The 18,547-nt window shown below is 44.6% G+C and carries 17 protein-coding genes; 8 read left to right on the forward strand and 9 right to left on the reverse strand.

What is annotated here, in order from left to right; translation table 11 throughout:
• Positions 1-8 precede the first annotated feature (8 nt).
• From INQ51_RS03580 to INQ51_RS03600, 5 genes are all read left to right on the forward strand, one after another.
• Positions 9-734, forward strand: a complete 726-nt coding sequence (locus INQ51_RS03580) for an NAD(P)-dependent oxidoreductase (protein ID WP_233376517.1) — start codon at positions 9-11, stop codon at positions 732-734.
• A 10-nt stretch (positions 735-744) separates the two neighbouring features.
• Positions 745-1,083: a BPTI/Kunitz-type proteinase inhibitor domain-containing protein gene (locus INQ51_RS03585; RefSeq protein WP_233376518.1), complete on the forward strand. Its 339-nt coding sequence runs from the start codon at positions 745-747 to the stop codon at positions 1,081-1,083.
• A 13-nt stretch (positions 1,084-1,096) separates the two neighbouring features.
• Entirely contained in the window at positions 1,097-1,630 is a 534-nt protein-coding gene (locus INQ51_RS03590; protein ID WP_233376519.1) for a DUF4269 domain-containing protein, read from the forward strand.
• Positions 1,631-1,681: 51 nt separating this feature from the next.
• The gene (locus tag INQ51_RS03595) at positions 1,682-2,170 is read left to right on the forward strand and encodes a leucine-rich repeat domain-containing protein (protein WP_233376520.1); all 489 of its coding nucleotides are present in this window, start codon (positions 1,682-1,684) and stop codon (positions 2,168-2,170) included.
• Positions 2,171-2,286: 116 nt separating this feature from the next.
• A complete protein-coding gene (locus tag INQ51_RS03600) occupies positions 2,287-3,390 on the forward strand; it encodes a serine hydrolase domain-containing protein (RefSeq protein ID WP_233376521.1) in 1,104 nt (367 codons plus the stop codon).
• Positions 3,391-3,407: 17 nt separating this feature from the next.
• Here INQ51_RS03600 and INQ51_RS03605 read toward each other — a convergent pair whose 3' ends face one another.
• From INQ51_RS03605 to porU, 5 genes are all read right to left on the reverse strand, one after another.
• The gene (locus INQ51_RS03605; protein ID WP_233376522.1) at positions 3,408-3,737 is read right to left on the reverse strand and encodes a thioredoxin family protein; all 330 of its coding nucleotides are present in this window, start codon (positions 3,735-3,737) and stop codon (positions 3,408-3,410) included.
• Between the two features lie 2 nt (positions 3,738-3,739).
• Entirely contained in the window at positions 3,740-4,105 is a 366-nt protein-coding gene (locus INQ51_RS03610) for a CoA-binding protein (protein WP_233376523.1), read from the reverse strand.
• Positions 4,102-4,581: a 2-C-methyl-D-erythritol 2,4-cyclodiphosphate synthase gene (gene ispF, locus INQ51_RS03615; protein ID WP_233376524.1), complete on the reverse strand. Its 480-nt coding sequence runs from the start codon at positions 4,579-4,581 to the stop codon at positions 4,102-4,104. Before ispF ends, INQ51_RS03610 begins: the two co-directional genes overlap by 4 nt.
• A complete protein-coding gene (porV, locus tag INQ51_RS03620; RefSeq protein WP_119437049.1) occupies positions 4,581-5,756 on the reverse strand; it encodes a type IX secretion system outer membrane channel protein PorV in 1,176 nt (391 codons plus the stop codon). Before porV ends, ispF begins: the two co-directional genes overlap by 1 nt.
• Positions 5,757-5,864: 108 nt before the next feature.
• Positions 5,865-9,602 (reverse strand): type IX secretion system sortase PorU, encoded by a 3,738-nt coding sequence (gene porU / locus INQ51_RS03625; RefSeq protein WP_233376525.1) that lies wholly within the window; start codon positions 9,600-9,602, stop codon positions 5,865-5,867.
• Between the two features lie 218 nt (positions 9,603-9,820).
• Here porU and INQ51_RS03630 point away from each other — a divergent pair, with 218 nt between their 5' ends.
• Positions 9,821-11,266, forward strand: coding sequence for an SUMF1/EgtB/PvdO family nonheme iron enzyme (locus tag INQ51_RS03630; protein ID WP_233376526.1), 1,446 nt, complete (start codon positions 9,821-9,823; stop codon positions 11,264-11,266).
• 82 nt (positions 11,267-11,348) lie between these two features.
• Positions 11,349-12,647, forward strand: coding sequence for a UDP-N-acetylmuramoyl-tripeptide--D-alanyl-D-alanine ligase (locus tag INQ51_RS03635; RefSeq protein ID WP_233376527.1), 1,299 nt, complete (start codon positions 11,349-11,351; stop codon positions 12,645-12,647).
• On the opposite strand, the gene trxA is transcribed toward INQ51_RS03635, so the two are convergent.
• Complete coding sequence (gene trxA / locus INQ51_RS03640) at positions 12,640-13,011, reverse strand: thioredoxin (RefSeq protein WP_119437052.1); 372 nt, start codon at positions 13,009-13,011, stop codon at positions 12,640-12,642. The genes INQ51_RS03635 and trxA overlap by 8 nt on opposite strands.
• A 261-nt stretch (positions 13,012-13,272) precedes the next feature.
• On the opposite strand from trxA, the gene INQ51_RS03645 reads away from it, so the two are divergent.
• On the forward strand, positions 13,273-14,679 hold the full coding sequence (locus INQ51_RS03645; protein ID WP_233376528.1) for a CCA tRNA nucleotidyltransferase: 1,407 nt from the start codon (positions 13,273-13,275) through the stop codon (positions 14,677-14,679).
• Here the strand turns inward: INQ51_RS03645 and INQ51_RS03650 are convergent.
• From INQ51_RS03650 to INQ51_RS03660, 3 genes are all read right to left on the reverse strand, one after another.
• A complete protein-coding gene (locus INQ51_RS03650) occupies positions 14,676-15,740 on the reverse strand; it encodes an endonuclease (protein WP_317207953.1) in 1,065 nt (354 codons plus the stop codon). The two genes, INQ51_RS03645 and INQ51_RS03650, sit on opposite strands and share 4 nt — an antisense overlap.
• Positions 15,685-17,139 (reverse strand): hypothetical protein, encoded by a 1,455-nt coding sequence (locus INQ51_RS03655; protein WP_233376530.1) that lies wholly within the window; start codon positions 17,137-17,139, stop codon positions 15,685-15,687. Before INQ51_RS03655 ends, INQ51_RS03650 begins: the two co-directional genes overlap by 56 nt.
• Positions 17,140-17,342: 203 nt before the next feature.
• On the reverse strand, positions 17,343-18,512 hold the full coding sequence (locus INQ51_RS03660) for an exo-beta-N-acetylmuramidase NamZ domain-containing protein (RefSeq protein WP_233376531.1): 1,170 nt from the start codon (positions 18,510-18,512) through the stop codon (positions 17,343-17,345).
• Between the last annotated feature and the right edge of the window lie 35 nt (positions 18,513-18,547).

Consider the following 18,547-nt stretch of genomic DNA (forward strand, 5'->3'; position numbering starts at 1 on the left):
TAAACAACATGAAAACACTGGTACTGGGAGCAAGTGGCGCAACAGGCAGGCAAGTAGTGGAGCAACTCTTGCTAAAGGGCCGGGAAGTGAAGCTGGTGGCACGTCCGTTGGCCAGGCTTCCTGAAAGCTGGAACACCAACCACCAGGTCACCATCATCAGGGCCGGTATTTCCGAGGTTTCCGTAGATGAAATGGCAGAGCTTTTAGGCGACTGTCAGTCGGTAGTTTCCTGCCTCGGGCACAACCTCACGCTCAAAGGCCTGTTTGGGAAACCCCGTAATTTAGTGGCCGGTGCCGTGGAGTTGGTATGCAGGGCCATCGAAAAAAATGCGCTGCAACATCCGGTTAAAATTGTGTTGATGAATACGACGGGCAACCGAAACAAAGACCTGAATGAGAAACAATCAGCGGCAGAAAAACTGGTGATGGCACTTATTCGCATTTTGGTTCCTCCGCAATCCGACAACGAAAAAGCAGCCGGGTTTCTGTTGCAGAAAGTGGGTAAAAACCATGCCGGCGTTCAGTGGGTGGCTGTTCGTCCCGACACTTTGATCGACGAAGAAAAGGTAAGCGAATACGAACTTTACCCATCGCCCGTAAGAAGTGCCCTGTTCCGCCCCGGGCAAACAAGCCGCATAAACACCGCTCATTTTATGGCGCGCCTCGTTACCGACAATGACTTGTGGCACAAATGGAAAGGGCAAATGCCTGTCATCTATAATAAAACACACTAATACCCACACCATGAACGCAATTACAAAATCCGCAGTCCTTCTGCTTTTACTGTTCTCCTTTGCCTGTGTATCCATAAAGCTGGTTCCGCGCGAGGAAACAGAAGCACAAGCACCCGCAAAACAAAGCACCGAGAAAAAGGAAAACAGTGCTCCCAAAATCCGGTGGGTCCCTAAATGCCAGGAATGCCTGGTGGTGCCCAAATCAGGTTTACACCGGGACTTGCGACGGGGATATTACTTCGACCAGGAAGAAATGAGGTGCAAAGAAATTACCTACTCAACCGGCCCCGGCTGTGTCCCGCCGCCATTTGAGACACTTCAGGAATGCCTCAACTGCTGCGGGCGATAAATAGCAACCGAAAATGAATACCAATTTCGATAACCTGGATTACCTCCAAAATGGCCATCCGAAACAAAAAAGGGCTTACGAGGTGCTCACAAAAAACAGGGTCATGGACATTCTTTCGTCCTTTGATCCCCTGCTCGTGGGAACCATCCCCATTTGTATCGACATTGAGGACAGCGACCTTGACATTATCTGTTGTTATCAAAACAAAAATGAGTTTATCAAACTGATCAAGGATGCGTTTTCGGATGCGCAGCATTTTCAGCTAAAAGAAGCCATTCACCAGCAGGAACAAGCAGTGGTGGCCAATTTCCGGATCGATGATTTTGAGATCGAGATTTTTGGGCAGCAAATCCCCACACGTGAGCAGAATGCCTACCAACACATGCTGATTGAACACCGGCTGCTTTGTGAGCGGGGTGAAAGCTTCCGGCAAAAGATTGTCGAGCTAAAACAACAGGGATACAAAACAGAACCGGCTTTTGCCCGGATGCTCGGACTCGAAGGAGATCCGTACTCCGAATTATTGAACTATTATACCAAATGCTGAGTTTGGAATAGCAATTGTAACAAGTAAACGTTGTAACAAGCAAAATATCCTATGAGAAAATTACATTTTATTACAGTTGGATTTCTGCTGATCGGTTTTCTTTCGTTTGGACAAAACACAAATTCGGTAGAAATCTTTAATGGCCGGGGTGAACTCAATCATTCGCAAAAAATACTGGACTTGAGCCATCAAAACTTAACGGAAATTCCGGCAAGCGCATTAAACCCGGAAATTGAGACTTTAATATTAGACAATAATAAGTTGACAAAACTGCCCTCGTGGATTGGACAACTGAAAAAGTTGAAAATCCTTTCGTTAAGAAACAACCATTTCAAACAACTGGATTTTGAAATCAATAACTGCGAAAATCTGGAACAACTGTACCTTAGCGGGAACAAAGAGCTTTCCAATATTTCGGCTATAAACAGCACCTCAAAACTTAAACTAATTGATGTAACAGACACAAAAATTAATAGCCTACCCGCCGGCATTCAAATGATGGATAACCTGTTCTATTTCAAATACACAAAGGCAGAATGAAACGAGCATGAATTTCAACTTGTCAAATTCACAAAAGGAAATGTTTATCGTCAGCTGGCGGACATGCGAGTAAAATCCATCGGTTGACGAACCTATGAATACATACTTTTAAACTTATGAAAAGATCGTTATTGTCTCTATTGGGCATTCTATTCACCCTTGGCGTTTTTAGCCAGACCTCCAAACCTGTAAAGGGATTTTCGGGTGCATTGGAGTCTGCCACTCCCGAACAAAGTCAACTGATTGTCGACAATATGCTTCCCTTTCCTGATAAAACACAGCTGGCCATCGCGTTGATTCAGAGCGACAGCGTTCTTTTCACCGGTATCGAACAGCTGAATGACACCTTGCACCCAACTGATAATTCGCTAAGTATTTTTGAGATCGGTTCCATCAGCAAAGTGTTTACAGCTACCCTGCTGGCCAACCTGGTGATCAACGAAACGCTTGGATTAGACGACCGTATAAACTGCTGTATCGATATTCCGCTCCATCCCCGCGACACTTTCACCTTGCAACAACTCGCCAATCATACTTCGGGGCTGCCCCGACTGCCGGTGAATCTGAATCTGGGAGCTGTTGATTTCCGGAATCCGTACCGAAATTATTCGGAAGACGACCTGCTTTACTACCTCACCCACGACACTACTTCCCGCGAATGGCCGGGAAAAAAGTATGAATACTCCAACCTCGGAACAGGATTGCTGGCCTATCTGCTGGCACAAAAAGAAGGGTCGGATTACGAAACAATGCTACGCAACTACATTTTTAAAAAGTATGTGATGAATTATTCCACCACCATCCGGGAGGAACTTACAGCAGATCTGGTACCGGGCCTTGATGCCGGGGGGCAAGTAACGCCCAACTGGGATTTCAACATTCTGGCAGGTGCGGGCGGCATACTCTCGAACGTGAGTGACCTCTCAAAATTTGCGCAGGCCCAGTTCGATCCGGCCAATACAGAGCTGGCTTTAGCCCGGCAAACGACCTTTGAGGTAAACGCGCGAATGAACATTGGGCTGGGGTGGCATATCCTGAAATCCGAAGACGGAAGGACCTGGCACTGGCACAACGGCGGAACGCTTGGCTACACTTCGTCCATGGCCGTTGACATCGAAAACAAAACGGCGGTTGTTATTCTGTCCAATGTATCGGCTTTTCACCCCAAAAGGCAAAGGATTGATGAGCTGTGTTTTGGGCTGCTAAAAACTTTGAAGTAGAAAAAGAAAACGGAGTTTTACTCAAACATCAGCTCGTAAGGCCGGGCAATGGCTTCCTGTAATTCCCCCACCCCCACATTGCGGCTTTTGCGAATGTATTCGCGGCCGTCAAAAAACACCAGAATAGTGGGTGCCGTAAACACCTGGTTTTGGGCCGCCACTTCGGGCAATACTTCTGATTTTATGTACGCCAGTTTAATTTGAGGAAATTCGGCACTTACCATAGCCTCCACCTTTGGTTTGAGCACTTTGCAAACACTGCATGCTTCGGTAGAAAAATAAGCGAGCAGGGCCGCTTCTTCCTTTAGTTGATTGAATTCTTCAAGCGATTTTACTTCGGTAAACATGATCAGTAATTTCCGATGCTTAACATTACCAGCGTACAGGCTTCCACAGCCTCAATATCGTTTTCCTCCAGCAGGGCGCTAAAGGTTTCGTTCTCGGTTCCGGGGTTAAAGATCACCCGTTGTGGCTTCATCTCCAGAATTTGTGAATAATATTCCGGCTGTCTTTGCGGCCCCACATACATGGAAACGGTATGCACTTTGTCTTCCGGAAAGGCGGTGGCGATCTTTACATCCTCCACCCTTCCTTCGCGTTTGGCCAGCGCCAGCACCTCGTGGTTGTGGCTGCGCAAACTACGAATCGCCCGGTTCGAATAACGCTCCGGGTTTTCGCTCGCACCAATTATCAAGGTCTTTTTGGAATTGCTCATGCCTTTTGCAATAAAACTACTGCGGTTACTGAAATGCCCTCTTCGCGGCCTTCGAACCCGAGCGTTTCGGTAGTGGTCGCTTTTACCGACAAACAATCCACATCAATTCCCAGCACATCGGCCATGGTTTGTTCCATTTGCGGAATGTAGGGCTTTAATTTGGGTTGTTGTGCACTGATGGACGCATCGATGTTAACGATCGAATAGCCTTTCTCTTTTACCAAGTCATAAGAGCGGGCCAGCAGAATCTTACTGTCAATGTCTTTATACTCGGCTGCGGTATCCGGGAAATTGGTACCGATATCGCGCAGTTTTAAGGCCCCCAGCATGGCATCGCAAATGGCATGTATCACCACATCGCCATCGGAATGGGCTACCGTTCCTTTGTGATGCGGAATTAAAATACCGCCCAACCAGAGGCTTTCCCCCTCGGCCAGACGGTGTACATCATATCCTACTCCAATACGGAAATTCATTATCGCTGATTGCTAAATGCGTCGATGTCGAACGACAACGAGAACCGCAGTGTATTTTCAAGTGGATGGTTTCGCTGCGTAGGCAGAAGGTAAGAAAAATCGAGCGCAAAAACGTTCATTTTCAAACCCGCACCGGCAGTCAGGTATTTACGGTTTCCTTTAAATTCGTTTTCGTAGAAATAACCGGCACGAAGCGCAAACTGTTTGTTGTACCAGTATTCAACACCTACCGACCAGGCAATTTCCTGAAACTCTTCTTTCATACCCCCGGGTGCATCGCCAAAGGATTTGAAAATCCCTTCAATCACCCCAATATCCGAATTAATACCACCGGCCCAGATCACATCATCTTCGCCGTAAGCAGTAGAATCGACCGGAGGTGTCGGAACCAGTAATTTATTGGCTTCCACCGAAAAAGAGAATGAGTTGTAATTATCCAGCTCCATGGTGTAAGAAGCTCCCAACTTCAAAGTGGTTGGTATAAAGTCTTTTATTTCACCATCGGTATAGGAAATTTTGGAACCGATATTCTGGATATTGACACCAGCCGAGAAAGAATTATTCTTCCGGCTTCTTCTGAACTCGTTGTAATAATAAAAAGCAACGTCGGCAGCATAAGAACTACCGGGATAGGTAGGTACGCCGTTTACATCCTGTCCGGCAGTGAGGTCGGAGCGAATGTAGCGAACAGCAACCGATCCGGAGAAAACATCCGAAAGTTTTCGCGAATAAGCCAGGTCAATGGCAAATTCATTCGGGCTTTGCTGACTAATAATCTCTGCCTGCTCGCTGGTGAAAGTGATGTCACCCAAAGCAAAGTAACGCAACGATGCACTTACCGCCTGAATATCATCCAATTTTTTATAACCCGACAAATAAGCCAGATTTATGTCGTCAACCAGGTTGCGAAGCCAGGGTGAATACGAAAGCCCCACACCCATTTCGCTTTCCATAAATACATATTTTGCGGGGTTCCAGTGCTGTGATGTCACATCGGCAGAAGTACCAACCCCCACATCACCCATACCACCTGCTCTCGAATCAGGAGTAATTCCTAAAAAAGGAACACCGGTAGTAATGGTATTCGCACCCGATAAGGTACCCTGCGCTTTTACGTTTTCAACCGTGATGAAAACCAGCGCCAACACAACAAAAAGACGGAAAAATTTAATCATAATCTATCTAAAATTGAGCGTGCAAAGATAAAACATTTGTCTTTGCAACCATATTTCATACATAAGTGAACGGAACATTTCCCCAAAAATTTTACCTGCCTGAAAAAATTATTGAGCAATAATCATTTTACCTGATTTTGAAGAAATTATTCCATCAGCGTTTTGCACGATGGCACGGTACACATAAACACCCGGTGTTGCCGCAATCCGCGACTCGGCAATGTCCCAGCGAACAGGGTTGGTAGTGTTACCGTTTGATCCCACAGTGGTTTGAAAACGATCTACCGATCGCCCGTTTTTATCGTACACATCAAAAATAACATCCAAAGTGGCACCGGGCTGGTTGTGCTTCAGCACAAAATAGGTATAATCCGAAAGCGGATTCGGATAATTAGTGATTTCAGTGATCTCCAGTTCGTTGGTAACTTCAAACTCTATTTCCTTTTCGGAAGAATTATTGGCCACATCCCACACTTTTAAACGCAGCGTGTGCTTTCCTACCGACAAACCCGACAGGGGAAAAGCTAAGGTTCCGCTGGTGTGATCGTCGGTGTTGGCCTTGTAATAGGCATTCAATACATATACTTTGGAGTAATCTCCGTCAATCACTGCAGTAATATCATGTCCGATACCGGTTCCCACCGTGTTAATACCGTTATCATCTGACAAATTCGCCATCAGGGTTGGGTTTTTACTGGTTTTATCGCCCGACTCAAAATCGGGAGAATCCAGGAACAGATCGATTTCCGGTCCCTGGTTGTCAGTGATATCAGAGCCTGCGCCGCCAATATTAAAATTATCAAAAGCTCCGTGCGCATCTTCCAAGCCATTATCGGCATAGTACATTATTTTTCCTTCTCCCAAACTGTATGAAATATCTTTGGGAACCACAAAACTAAACGTGAATGCCCCGTTTTTCACACTCGACTCACCTTTGTAAATAATGTTCTCACGCACTTTAAATTTCATCGGAGTTTCCCCGCCGTTGCCAAGTGTTTCCATTACCACTTGCTTGTCGAAAACCGTTGGGATCATATTACCGTTGAAGTCATCCAACTTATTTCCGAAAGCATCGGCTACATAACCTTCTATGGTCACCTTTTGCAGGGCACCTATCGTTTCTTTTTCGCCATTGGCATCCTGCTGGTTTATTTTACTGGTAACAATCCTGTATTTTGGAAACGAAAGCCTCAGCGCCGGGTCGGCCAGCAAGGAAAAGTTTCGTTTGTTAGTTGAATCTCCGATGTTTGTTTTTGCCAAACGCATCACATCCCCCATGCGGTAGTGTTCGCCATTTGCATCGTTTTTAAAAATGTAACTGTAGAAACTTTTGCTAAGCTTAAAGTTGGCATTGGCAAAAACTACGCGGGTTGTAGAGAAAAGTCCGATTCCTCCGCCGTTTGGATTCAGCAAAATGTATTCTCCGGCCGATGTTTCATCTCCGTCAAAGCGGCTGAATTCGCAGGTTGCCGTCACAAAAATCGGCATACGCGCTGTATTCGACCATGCGTTGATTTCACTGATGTCCAAAACACGTTCTTTCGCCAGGTAACGTTCACTGGCATGTCCAATGTAGTTCAAGATCAGCACACCATCCTTTACCCGTTCGCCAATCGCTGCATTTACTTCGGGATAGCTTTCTCCGGCCGGTGTTACCTGCTGAACATACGCATCCAGGTATACTTTGTCGCTGAGAAGCGCTTTGTTGTTTTTATTTACCGAATCAGCCAGTTCCTCCGACTGCCGCATGTGGAGCCCTGAATCTTCATCATCGCCTATAAATGTGATCACACTTCGCCAGCTTCCCAATGCTTCAGGTTCGTGGTAACGTTTGATCTTATCCACCACCGACTGTGCCTCGTAAGCTGTGGCAACAGGCAGCCGGCCTATTCCCAGATCGATAGCGCCTTTGAAAACCGTTTCGCCGGCATCGAGCAAAACAAAATAATCATCGGTAACAAACGAGGCAGTCGGCAACAACGAATTAACCGATTGAAAAGTAGGGATGAAGTTATTGCTTTCTGAATGGATGCCTTTGTTATCGTAGCTGCCATCACCTACTAGCAATACATATTTTAAAGTATTTCCCCGGTCATACATCATTTTAATAAAGTTCCGTATTCCGGTGGCATCCTTACTTCCGGAGCTAAACTCGTTGTATATTTTATCAGCCTCCACTACCTCCACGCTCATTCCACTGTAGGCGCGATGGAAATTGGCTAGTTCGTTGGCTGCGTCTTTAAATGCCGGATGTGTAATAATCACGTATTCCGGGGTACTCAGCGCATGCAGATTTTGATTTTCAACTTCCCCCACCAACTCCGGTTCATTAAAAGTACCGTTTGTATTAAACACCACGTACTCACGCAATTCGTCGGCCGGACGTTTGGCCGTTAAAGTACTGCCGCTTAATTCGGCCGGCACTTCTTTTACATTATTAATATCGGTAACATCCAGCAAACGGGTGGAAGCCCCGGCTCCTTCAATGGTAAACTGAACAATGTTTCCCAAGCCAACCGACAAGGCATCTCTGAAAAACAACGGACTTGCGCCTGCTTTTAGCTTTTGTCGGTAGTTTAGTTCCAGGTGATCAATCCAGGCGGAAGCACTTACGTTGGAGGCGCTATAATTTAAAGATACTATCCATTCATTTCCTGCTGGCGAAAACGGAAACCGACGATCTCGAAGATCGGCATACAAACCATTGTCATCATCGGTGTTAACCAAACTAAAGCCTACAGCTCCCAGATCCGTGCTGTTAACCGAGGTTATCATAGACGAAGTACGGTAACTTCTGGCGGCAGCGGTCACCAACAAACTTGCCTCTGCGTTTTCATCCACATCCGAAACGTTGAACGTAAAATTCCGGGTATTTCCGGAGCCAAATTTTTGTCCGAACCACCGTTTACCCGACCCCCGTGGCAATAGATTGTACGTGTCACTTTCCTGTAAACCATAAGCACTAAACGCAGTAGTTGTGTGGGTAACTGGCTCTTCCTCTTCGGGAAGAACTTCTACCTGCTTTTGCTCCGGCGCATTATCTGTCAGAAAGAAATAACCTTTCCGCGAGTAGTCATTGGTGTAATGCGTAAAATACCCCTCGCTGTTCAGGGTCCATTGGGTTAGACCCGGTGCATAAAAAAAGAGACAGTCTTCGCCACCGTTTGCACCGCGCCACACTGCACATTGCTCCAAATCATCGTACTCTATTTGTCCCGGGTCTTCCGAAAGCGGCAAAGCTCCGCTTCCAAATACTTCCACAGCCTCAGGCTGCTCAAAGCCCCACGATTTAAGTTTTGAATAGGGTATTCTGTAGATTCCCTTCACCGTTGTGGCTATTTTTAACCATTTCCCCGAACCAAGAACAGAACTGGAACTCCATTCATATTCCTGAACAGTGCTTTTAAGTGCTGGCACTGCAAAACGTTTTAATTCAAACGACTTTAAACGCCATATTTTCCCACTCTCCTTTTTTAAGGGAACAATCTGAACCTCGTTTTTAACGGAACTGCCCGATTTCAACAGTTGGCTGTTAATTTGAATGTCACCGGGAATTGTCTCCAGTGCCTGTTCTGAAAGCTCCCAATCCATCGCTTCGTACACCGGATTATCCAAAACTATTTTATAGGAAGTATTGGTTTCCGGAAGGTCATAAATCCGGGTGTAAACAGGTAGCTCGCTGGTCGTCTCCGGGAATGTCGTGTTCTCGAAAATTTCGGTGAATCCTGCGCCACTATTGAGAATGCCAAACGGATTGCTCCAGTCCAGGGTTATTTGTTCATTCTGCGTATCGTCGATAGAGAAACCGAGCCAAACGATGCATAACAGGAGTAAATATTTTTTCATAAATACGATTCAATTATAAATCTCAAACGATAACCGTCGTTAAATATTGCAGTTATTTTGCTCTGTAGTAAGAACAAATAACCGCCACGCAAGGTCAGCAAAGATATCAACATCCTTGAAAAGTTCCTGAAAATATTAAAATGGCTGGACAATAAGAATTGAATAAATCAGTTATATTTGTTGTCAAGTTGAATTTTTTAAGTACAAAAATGCGTTTAATGAAACTGAAACCATTATTCATTTTGATGTTTGCCGCACTTGTTTCGGGCTGTGGTTTGTTCGGGAAAGGAGGCGGTGAATCGTCACGTACTACCGGCTGGAAATACAATGATCCTGAAACTGGCAACATCCCCAATGTATCTGGATACGAACAGGATGCAGGCCCTGGCCTTGTTTTTGTACAAGGCGGAACTTTCTCCATGGGACGTGTTGAACAAGATGTAATGTACCGGAATGACAACTTCCCGAGAAGGGTTACGGTTGCATCGTTTTACATGGATGAAACGGAAGTTTCCAATCAATCATACCGTGAATTTACCCACTGGACTTCGAGAGTGTATCCGGGAGATACTCAAAGATTAAAGTCAATTACTCCTGACTCTACCGTTTGGAGAAGCGAATTGGCCTATAACGAACCCTATGTAAATAACTACTACCGGCACCCCGCCTACAGCGAATATCCGGTTGTTGGAGTTACCTGGGAACAGGCTGAAGCTTATTGCGAGTGGCGTACCGACAGGGTGAATGAGCAAATTCTGGTAGAAAAAGGTATTTTAACACACGATGCTGCCCAAAGCGGACAAAACACTTATACGACTAAAACCTACCTTTCGGGGCTTTATGACGGAACCGCAGGTAAAAAACCGGTTGAAAATGGTGACGGAACAGCACGTCGGGTAAAATGGGAAGACGGTATTGTGCTTCCAAATTACAGACTGCCCACCGAAGCAGAATGGGAATATGCTGCCTATGGTTTGATTGGCAACACCGACGGGGAATTGCTTACCGACCGGAAATTGTATCCCTGGAACGGAGCTTATCTGCGCGACGATCACAAAAAAGACAAAGGGAGGATGCGTGCCAACTTTGTTCGCGGACGAGGCGACATGATGGGTATGGCAGGTGCCTTGAACGATAATGCAGATATTTCGTCTCCTGTTTTCTCTTACGAACCGAATGATTATGGCTTGTACTGTATGTCAGGTAACGTAAACGAGTGGGTAGCCGATGTATATCGTTCTCAGTCGATGGAAGATGTGGAAGAATTCAATCCTTTCCGCGGAAACGTAATCACTGAATACAGAAGAGATGCCAGCGGTCAATTGATGCGCAATCAATACGGGGAGTTAATTAAAGACACCATTCCGGGCATGGATTACAGAAACTTTAACGACGGCGATTTAAATTCGCAGGTAGTTGAAGGTGACAACTGGAATGCAGCGGAGAAAAAAGGAAGCGAAGGAATGTATATTCAGGATAATCGTCCGGGCTATTTTACGTCACTTATTACCGACGAGGTTCGGGTTTACAAAGGTGGATCCTGGAGAGACCGTCCTTACTGGCTGGTGCCAGGAACACGTCGTTACCTGGATCAGAAACACGCAAAGAATGACCTCGGATTCCGCTGTGCAATGACAAGGGTTGGAAGTCCGGAAGGATTCTAATAGAAAAAGAAATTTATTAGATAAAGAGAAAAGCTTCATGTAATGTGGAGCTTTTTTTATGTCGCTTTATGTATTTTTGAGCATGACCACACTAGAAAAAATATACCAGCATTTTCTGGCAGCGCGTCAAACCGTTTCAACTGACAGCCGCAAAATCGAACAAGGATGCATTTTCTTTGCCCTCAAGGGAGAGAACTTTAACGGAAACCGTTACGCCAGTGATGCTATAAAAAGCGGCGCTGCTTATGCAGTTATTGACGAGGAAGAATTTGCTTCCACTGAACGAACAATCCTGGTAAATGATGTTCTCACTACGCTCCAGCAATTGGCCTTGTTTCACCGAAAAAAATTGGGAATTCCGATCCTTGGCATTACCGGCACCAATGGCAAAACAACCACCAAAGAGCTGATTGCTGCCGTACTTGCCGAAAAATACAAGGTTTCCTTTACCCAGGGCAACCTCAACAACCACATCGGCGTTCCGCTTACCTTATTAAAAATGGACAACAACACCGAATTTGGCGTTGTGGAAATGGGCGCTAACCACCCCGGCGAAATTGCGGAGTTGTGTCAAATTGCCGATCCCGATTTTGGGATCATCACCAACGTGGGGAAAGCCCATTTGGAAGGATTTGGCTCGTTTGAAGGGGTAATCAAAACAAAAGGCGAACTGTACGATTACATGGCGAAAAAAAGCGGCGTTATTTTTTACAACCGCAACAACAACTACCTCGAAGAACTCGGAAAAAACATTCCAAACAGAGTTTCGTACGGAACTACTGATGCCGGGTTTAAAGGCGAATTACTGGATTCGCCCCCCTTTGTACATTTGAAAGTAAACTTCGCCAAAGGAGTTTTGTACCTCAACACCAAACTGATCGGTAATTTCAATTTTGAAAATGTGCTGGCAGCTGCATGCATCGGGAACTATTTTGAAGTGGATCCGCTCAAAATACAAAGCGCCATAAAAAACTACGAGCCACGCAACAACCGTTCGCAACTGATTGTAAAGAATGACCTGCGTATAATTATGGATGCCTACAATGCCAACCCAACGAGTATGAAGGCATCGCTCGACAGCTTTGCCGCCAATACCCCCGATTCAGCCTATCTCATTTTGGGAGATATGCTTGAATTAGGCGAATACTCCTTCGAAGAACACCTTTCCATTTTAAAAACCATCCGTGAGAAAGCTTTTCAGAATGTATTTTTGGTTGGGAAAGAATTTACAAGGGCCAACGAAAATTTTGATTTCCGGTGTTTCGAAAAAGTAGAAGATCTTTGCCTGCTTTTGGAAAAAGAGCCCATAAAAAACGGGAACGTTTTAATAAAAGGTTCCCGCGGTATTAAGCTTGAGAAAGTGCTTGAATATCTTAATTAGCAAGTGGTTTTTCCACTTTCAGCACATCGGCAATCGCCCTTTCGAAAGTCTGTTTTGGTAAAGCTCCCATTGCCATTTGTGGTTGGCCATCCTGAGGCACAAACAACAACGACGGGATACTTTGAATTCCAAACATTCCGGCCAGTTCCTGCTGCTCTTCGGTATTTACCTTGTAAATAACAATGCTGTCGCCATACTCGCTTTGCAATTCTTCCAACACCGGGGCAACCATCTTGCATGGGCCACACCAATCGGCATAAAAATCAATCAAACAAGGCTTTGACCCCTCGTATTTCCACTCTTTATTTGCTTCGAAATTAAAGACTTTTTCTTTGAAAGTTTCTTTTGTTAAATGTTCCAACATGATATAATTGTTTTTAAAATTTATTAATCTAGATATCTATATGTTTCCATGCAAATATAATACCACCATCTCAAATCACAATATACCGTTTAATTTCAACTATTTTCTTGTAATTTTGTCACGATTTTTTCAGAAATGGCAGGATTGCTGAACATTTCATCCTTTTTGGCAGTTGATTAAGCCGAATTATTCAGGCGCCGATGCGCCGACACCCATTAAGAACTATGTTTGATAAACATGCTTCTTTGAAAATTGATATTAATGAAGGAATTGAAACACAAAATATTTCAAACGATATCGGAAGTTGCCGACCAAATGCAGGCTGAAACCTATGTTATCGGGGGATTTGTACGCGACATCTATTTAGAGCGCCCATCCAAAGACATAGATATCGTAACCATCGGAAGCGGTATTGAGCTGGCCACACAGGTTTCCAAACAACTGAAACCCACTCCCAAAGTCAATGTATTTAAAAACTTTGGCACTGCGATGCTCAAGTTTAAAGACATGGAGATTGAATTTGTCGGTGCCCGAAAAGAGTCTTATCAACGAAATTCGCGAAAGCCAATCGTGGAAGACGGGACGCTGGAAGACGACCAAAACCGGCGCGACTTTACCATAAATGCATTGGCACTTAGCCTGAACCAACACAATTTTGGGGAATTGCTGGATCCGTTCAATGGCCTGAAAGATTTGCAAAACAAGATCATCAAAACTCCGCTCGATCCGGACATCACCTTTTCGGATGATCCGCTTCGTATTATGCGGGCGATTCGCTTTGCTACCCAGCTTAATTTTGAGATAGAAAACCAGACATATAAGGCAATTGCCCGAAATAAGGAACGAATCAAAATCGTTTCCGGAGAACGGATTATTGATGAGCTGAATAAAATAATGATGGCCAACAAACCTTCCAAAGGATTCAAACTACTGGAAGAAACCGGGCTGTTGCGCATTATCTTCCCAGAACTACAAGCCATGAAAGGAGTTGATGTAGTTAACGGCATTGGGCACAAAGACAACTTTTACCATACCCTGGAAGTATTGGACCGCATCGTCCCAAACACGGATAATCTCTGGTTACGCTGGTCTGCCCTGCTGCACGACATTGCCAAACCAGCTACCAAAAAGTTTGTGGAAGGCCAGGGCTGGACATTTTATGCACATAATTTCATCGGGGTAAAAATGATTCCCAAAATCTTTCGGCGGATGAAACTCCCCTTGAACGAAAAGATGAAATACGTACAGAAAATGGTACAACTTCATATGCGTCCAATTGTGCTTTCGGAAGAGATTGTAACCGATTCTGCGGTAAGGCGCTTGCTTTTTGAAGCGGGTGATGACATTGATGATTTAATGACCCTTTGCGAAGCCGATATTACTTCGAAAAACGCAGATAAGGTAAAGCGTTACATGAAGAACTTCCGGTTGGTGCGCGAGAAACTAAAGGAGATTGAAGAAAAAGACGCTGTCCGGAATTTTCAGCCTCCCGTGGATGGCGACCTTATCATGAAAACCTATAACCTGACTCCCTGCCGGGAAGTGGGTTTGATAAAAGATGCCATAAAAGATGCCATTTTGGACGGAGACATTCACAACGACTTTGAAGAAGCTTATGCCTTCATGTTAAAAAAGGCGGAAGAATTGGGGCTAAAAAAGGCAAATTAGTTCAACTCCAAGAGTAAACGAATGGGCAAGTGATCCCCAAAACCTCCGTTGTATTGAAAACCATTGTAGGTGCGAAATGTTTTTTGTCCTCCGTACCGTTCGTCTGTTTCCAATAGAAAAGGGAGCGCTACGATTGTTGCATTTTCGGGGATCGTACTTATTCCTTTTTGGGAGTTCAATAAAGTGCCAGAGACGATGATCTGATCAAATACAAACCATTGGGACTGAAACTTCAGCGTCCCGGTATTTCTATTCATCCATTCAGCTGACAAGTTATACAAACGGTCATTTACCACTTCGTCTAACAAAGTCTGAGCTCCGAGAGAGACCAAACTCTCATCATTTGGCTGATCGTTAAAATCACCCATGATTACCATTTTTGCCTGCTGATTTTGCTCCAAAATTTGATTTGCTTTCTCTCGCAATAACTCAGCTGCCGACTTTCTGCTTTCCTTTGTTTCCATCAAACCACCGTACCGCGAAGGCCAATGATTCATAAAAAAATGAACCGTATCTGTACCTCCCAGAATTCCGGCAACATGCAATATTTCGCGTGTGCTTCGCGCACTCCCATCTCTATCTATTAATGGGAAATAATTGTACTCTACCGGGTAAAAATCATTCGGATTATAAAGAAGTGCTACATCAATTCCTCGCGCATCCGGCGATTCTTTGTGAATAATACGATAACCGATTGATTGTAAAGCCGTATTTTCCAACAGCTGCTCCAACACAAAACGATTTTCAACTTCACACAAACCAATAACAGAAGGGGTATTCCATTCTCCTGCTGCCAGCAAAGCTTTCGATGTGTTTTGGATTTTCTTTTGAAAACGCTTGTAAGTCCAGTGCCGTTCGCCGGCGGGTGTGAACTCGTCGTCGTTTGTGAGCGAATCATTTTTCCAATCAAACAAATTCTCAGCATTGTAAAAAACAACAGCAAACTGCTTCGAATCCTGAGCTGAGGTTCTGGAAATAAGAAATAAAAGAAATATGCAAAAAAGACTAGTCTTCATCCGACTTGGCATAGCGCTCGTAAGCTCCCAGGTCGGGTCCTCCATCCGCTGTTCGGCTTTTATTTAAAAGATCTAAGGGGAACAGCTTGGAATATTCTGAACTGCCAACATCGATTGCTGCAGATAATGTGTCGAGCTGGTAATTCAAACCGCCGTATGGATCCACAAACAACGGATCGTAATTACTACCCTTCCACACAGAATTGTAATGATCTTTATTGGTTGTATTTAAGGTATCAGGCACCTGCATAATACAATGATCAAAATAATACTCAAAGGCATTTTCACCGTTGTCTCCCAACTCCACTTCTTTGTTGATGTTCCCGTAAATAATACTGTTTCCGAAAGTTGCCTTCGAAAGATCCCCATTATAAGAAATTGAGCTGCCATCAGCACCTTCCACAATCAGCACATTCGACATAACAAGCGACGGCGTTGTGCGTACTTTGTTGCCCAAATTCCCCCAATAATTAGCAATGGTAGTGTGATAGAATTCGTATTCTCCCCCAACCAACAAAGCAGCTGCGTAAAAACCACAATTGGTAATTACATCGTTGTAGGCATAAATTTTTGACTTCATGGCAAACAAGCCAGCGTAAGCCATATTCTCGATCCTTGAGTTGGTAAGCCGTACCGCTGCATATCCATCATGCTCAATGGTACCCACCTGCAAGCCAATGTTCGCATTTTTAATGGTAGAAAAATTGAAAACATTGTCATGACTGCCGGAGTACAACAAAACACCGTTCCACTGGTCTGGTACGTTTTTGTAAGAATCTTCCAGCCGGTCGGATAAAAACTGGATTGGCTGCTCAAAAGTGCCGTCTGCGATAACCGTCCCTCGGACATACAGGCCGGCCCCTTTATGAAAATGAATCCGGGCGCCTGGTTGTATTGTAAGTGTCGACAAACTGTCAACATGGACGTAATCGTACACTAAATAAGGTTTATCGGCTGTCCACGTAGTCGACGTTTCAATGTTCTCAGCTTTTACCAATACAAAATCCTGTCCGTAAGCGATCAGCTTCACATCCTGCAAATTCATATTGGTTGAAAACAGTATCGAATCCTGAACAACCATCGGCAGATTTTGCCCGTTGGGATCTATTGTCACCTCTACAAATATGAAGATACTGTCACGCCCGGGCACTTCCACATCGTAGACTTCGTCCTCTAACTCACCGTTTATATTCAACCTGAAATTTGACATAGAGCCCCCCGCCAAACGGATACTGGAGATCAGCACCGGCTCGTTGTATGGATTCCGAACAGTAAAACGTTGGGTGGTAGAACCGATGGTGGTAAAAATGGTATCGAAAGCAATGGTATCCTTAGAAAACTGAAGCTGCGCATCTGGCGACGACATATATCCCTCATCTTCACACGAAAACAAGGAGAATAATAGTGTTCCCACCACAATTATGTAGAATAGATACTTGGCCAACTTAGTTTTCTTTAGTCTTATAACGGCTTAATGCTACTATATAGTATGCAAATATAAAAAATCAATTTACAAATTTTAACACTTATTGACAATCTGTAAGCATTATTTCATCATTTATTACGATTTAATATTGAGCTATTTAACCCGCTCTCCATGAAAATCAGTTTTCCCTCCTTTATTTTGAAGAAGGAAAACCGATTTTTTTACTCAAAATCGGGATACAACAGGTACTTTTCCCTCACTATTTTATAGGTCTCCAGTCCAGGCTGCCAGCTCTTGATGATCTCTTCTTCCGTCACACCGTTCCGTATCTGTATAATCAGCGAGTCAGTTCCGGCTAAAAGATTCAACCACCGTTCGCTGGTAAGAAATTCGCCTTTGTTTTCGTATTTGTTGTAGAAATCAAGAAAATACCTCAACGTAAACTCGGGAACATCTTTGCTTGGTCGCAAATCAACACCGTAACATTTCTTATCCTTGTTTAGCGGGCTTACGGCTACTCCCGGAAGACTTCGGGGAGTGAATTCAAAATCACCCAGTTGCGGTTTTAATCCGCCCAGAACCTGAAACGGGAAATCGGTACCGCGCCCCACACTAACGCTGGTGGCTTCAAAAAAACACAAGGACGGATACAAGCGTACTGAAAGATCGTTGGGTAAATTGGGCGACGGTGCAATCGGCAAGGAATAAGACATGGTGTGGTCATAATTTTTCACCGGAATCACCGTCAACTCACATTCAACGCCGTTCTCCAGCCAACCTTCTCCGTTGATCATTTGCGCCAGCTCCCCCACGGTACATCCATGTACCAATGGTATCGGATCCATTCCCACAAAAGACTCAAACCCTTCTTTCAGAATCGGGCCTGCCACATAATCTCCGTTCGGATTTGGACGATCCAAAACTACAAGCTGAACACGATGCTCGGCACAAGCTTCCATCACCAAATGCAAAGTAGAAATGTAGGTATAAAACCGGCACCCCACATCCTGAATATCAAACACCATCAAATCCAATCCGTTCATATGCGCTGTAGTTGGCTTTTTGTTTTCGCCGTACAACGACAAAACCGGGATCCCGGTCTTTGGATCCACTCCGTCATCCACTTTGCCTCCGGCCGATACATCGCCACGAAAACCATGTTCCGGAGCAAATATTTTTGCCACATCCACTTTCCTGTCACGCAGGAAATCAACCAGGTGCACACCTTCTGCCTGCGACGTATGATTCACTACCAGACCTACCTTTTTCCCTTCCATAATGGGCAAATAAAGTTCCGGCTGATCGGCACCCACTTTAATTTCGGAGGCTCCCACTGCCAGAAAGTGTACAAACACCAATAAACAAATCAGGGCTACATTTATTCTGAACATCGGTATTAATATTTTACATTTGTTGCTGCGAAGAT

The organism is Maribellus sp. CM-23, from assembly GCF_021354595.1.
Lineage (GTDB): Bacteria > Bacteroidota > Bacteroidia > Bacteroidales > Prolixibacteraceae > Draconibacterium.

What these genes read in the sequence shown, in the direction of transcription:
- INQ51_RS03580 (WP_233376517.1), top strand. Translation starts at nt 9, where the DNA reads ATGAAAACACTGGTACTGGGAGCAAGTGGCGCAACAGGCAGGCAAGTA.
- INQ51_RS03585 (WP_233376518.1), top strand. Translation starts at nt 745, where the DNA reads ATGAACGCAATTACAAAATCCGCAGTCCTTCTGCTTTTACTGTTCTCC.
- INQ51_RS03590 (WP_233376519.1), top strand. Translation starts at nt 1,097, where the DNA reads ATGAATACCAATTTCGATAACCTGGATTACCTCCAAAATGGCCATCCG.
- INQ51_RS03595 (WP_233376520.1), top strand. Translation starts at nt 1,682, where the DNA reads ATGAGAAAATTACATTTTATTACAGTTGGATTTCTGCTGATCGGTTTT.
- INQ51_RS03600 (WP_233376521.1), top strand. Translation starts at nt 2,287, where the DNA reads ATGAAAAGATCGTTATTGTCTCTATTGGGCATTCTATTCACCCTTGGC.
- INQ51_RS03605 (WP_233376522.1), bottom strand. Translation starts at nt 3,737, where the DNA reads ATGTTTACCGAAGTAAAATCGCTTGAAGAATTCAATCAACTAAAGGAA.
- INQ51_RS03610 (WP_233376523.1), bottom strand. Translation starts at nt 4,105, where the DNA reads ATGAGCAATTCCAAAAAGACCTTGATAATTGGTGCGAGCGAAAACCCG.
- ispF (WP_233376524.1), bottom strand. Translation starts at nt 4,581, where the DNA reads ATGAATTTCCGTATTGGAGTAGGATATGATGTACACCGTCTGGCCGAG.
- porV (WP_119437049.1), bottom strand. Translation starts at nt 5,756, where the DNA reads ATGATTAAATTTTTCCGTCTTTTTGTTGTGTTGGCGCTGGTTTTCATC.
- porU (WP_233376525.1), bottom strand. Translation starts at nt 9,602, where the DNA reads ATGAAAAAATATTTACTCCTGTTATGCATCGTTTGGCTCGGTTTCTCT.
- INQ51_RS03630 (WP_233376526.1), top strand. Translation starts at nt 9,821, where the DNA reads ATGAAACTGAAACCATTATTCATTTTGATGTTTGCCGCACTTGTTTCG.
- INQ51_RS03635 (WP_233376527.1), top strand. Translation starts at nt 11,349, where the DNA reads ATGACCACACTAGAAAAAATATACCAGCATTTTCTGGCAGCGCGTCAA.
- trxA (WP_119437052.1), bottom strand. Translation starts at nt 13,011, where the DNA reads ATGTTGGAACATTTAACAAAAGAAACTTTCAAAGAAAAAGTCTTTAAT.
- INQ51_RS03645 (WP_233376528.1), top strand. Translation starts at nt 13,273, where the DNA reads ATGAAGGAATTGAAACACAAAATATTTCAAACGATATCGGAAGTTGCC.
- INQ51_RS03650 (WP_317207953.1), bottom strand. Translation starts at nt 15,740, where the DNA reads ATGGAGGACCCGACCTGGGAGCTTACGAGCGCTATGCCAAGTCGGATG.
- INQ51_RS03660 (WP_233376531.1), bottom strand. Translation starts at nt 18,512, where the DNA reads ATGTTCAGAATAAATGTAGCCCTGATTTGTTTATTGGTGTTTGTACAC.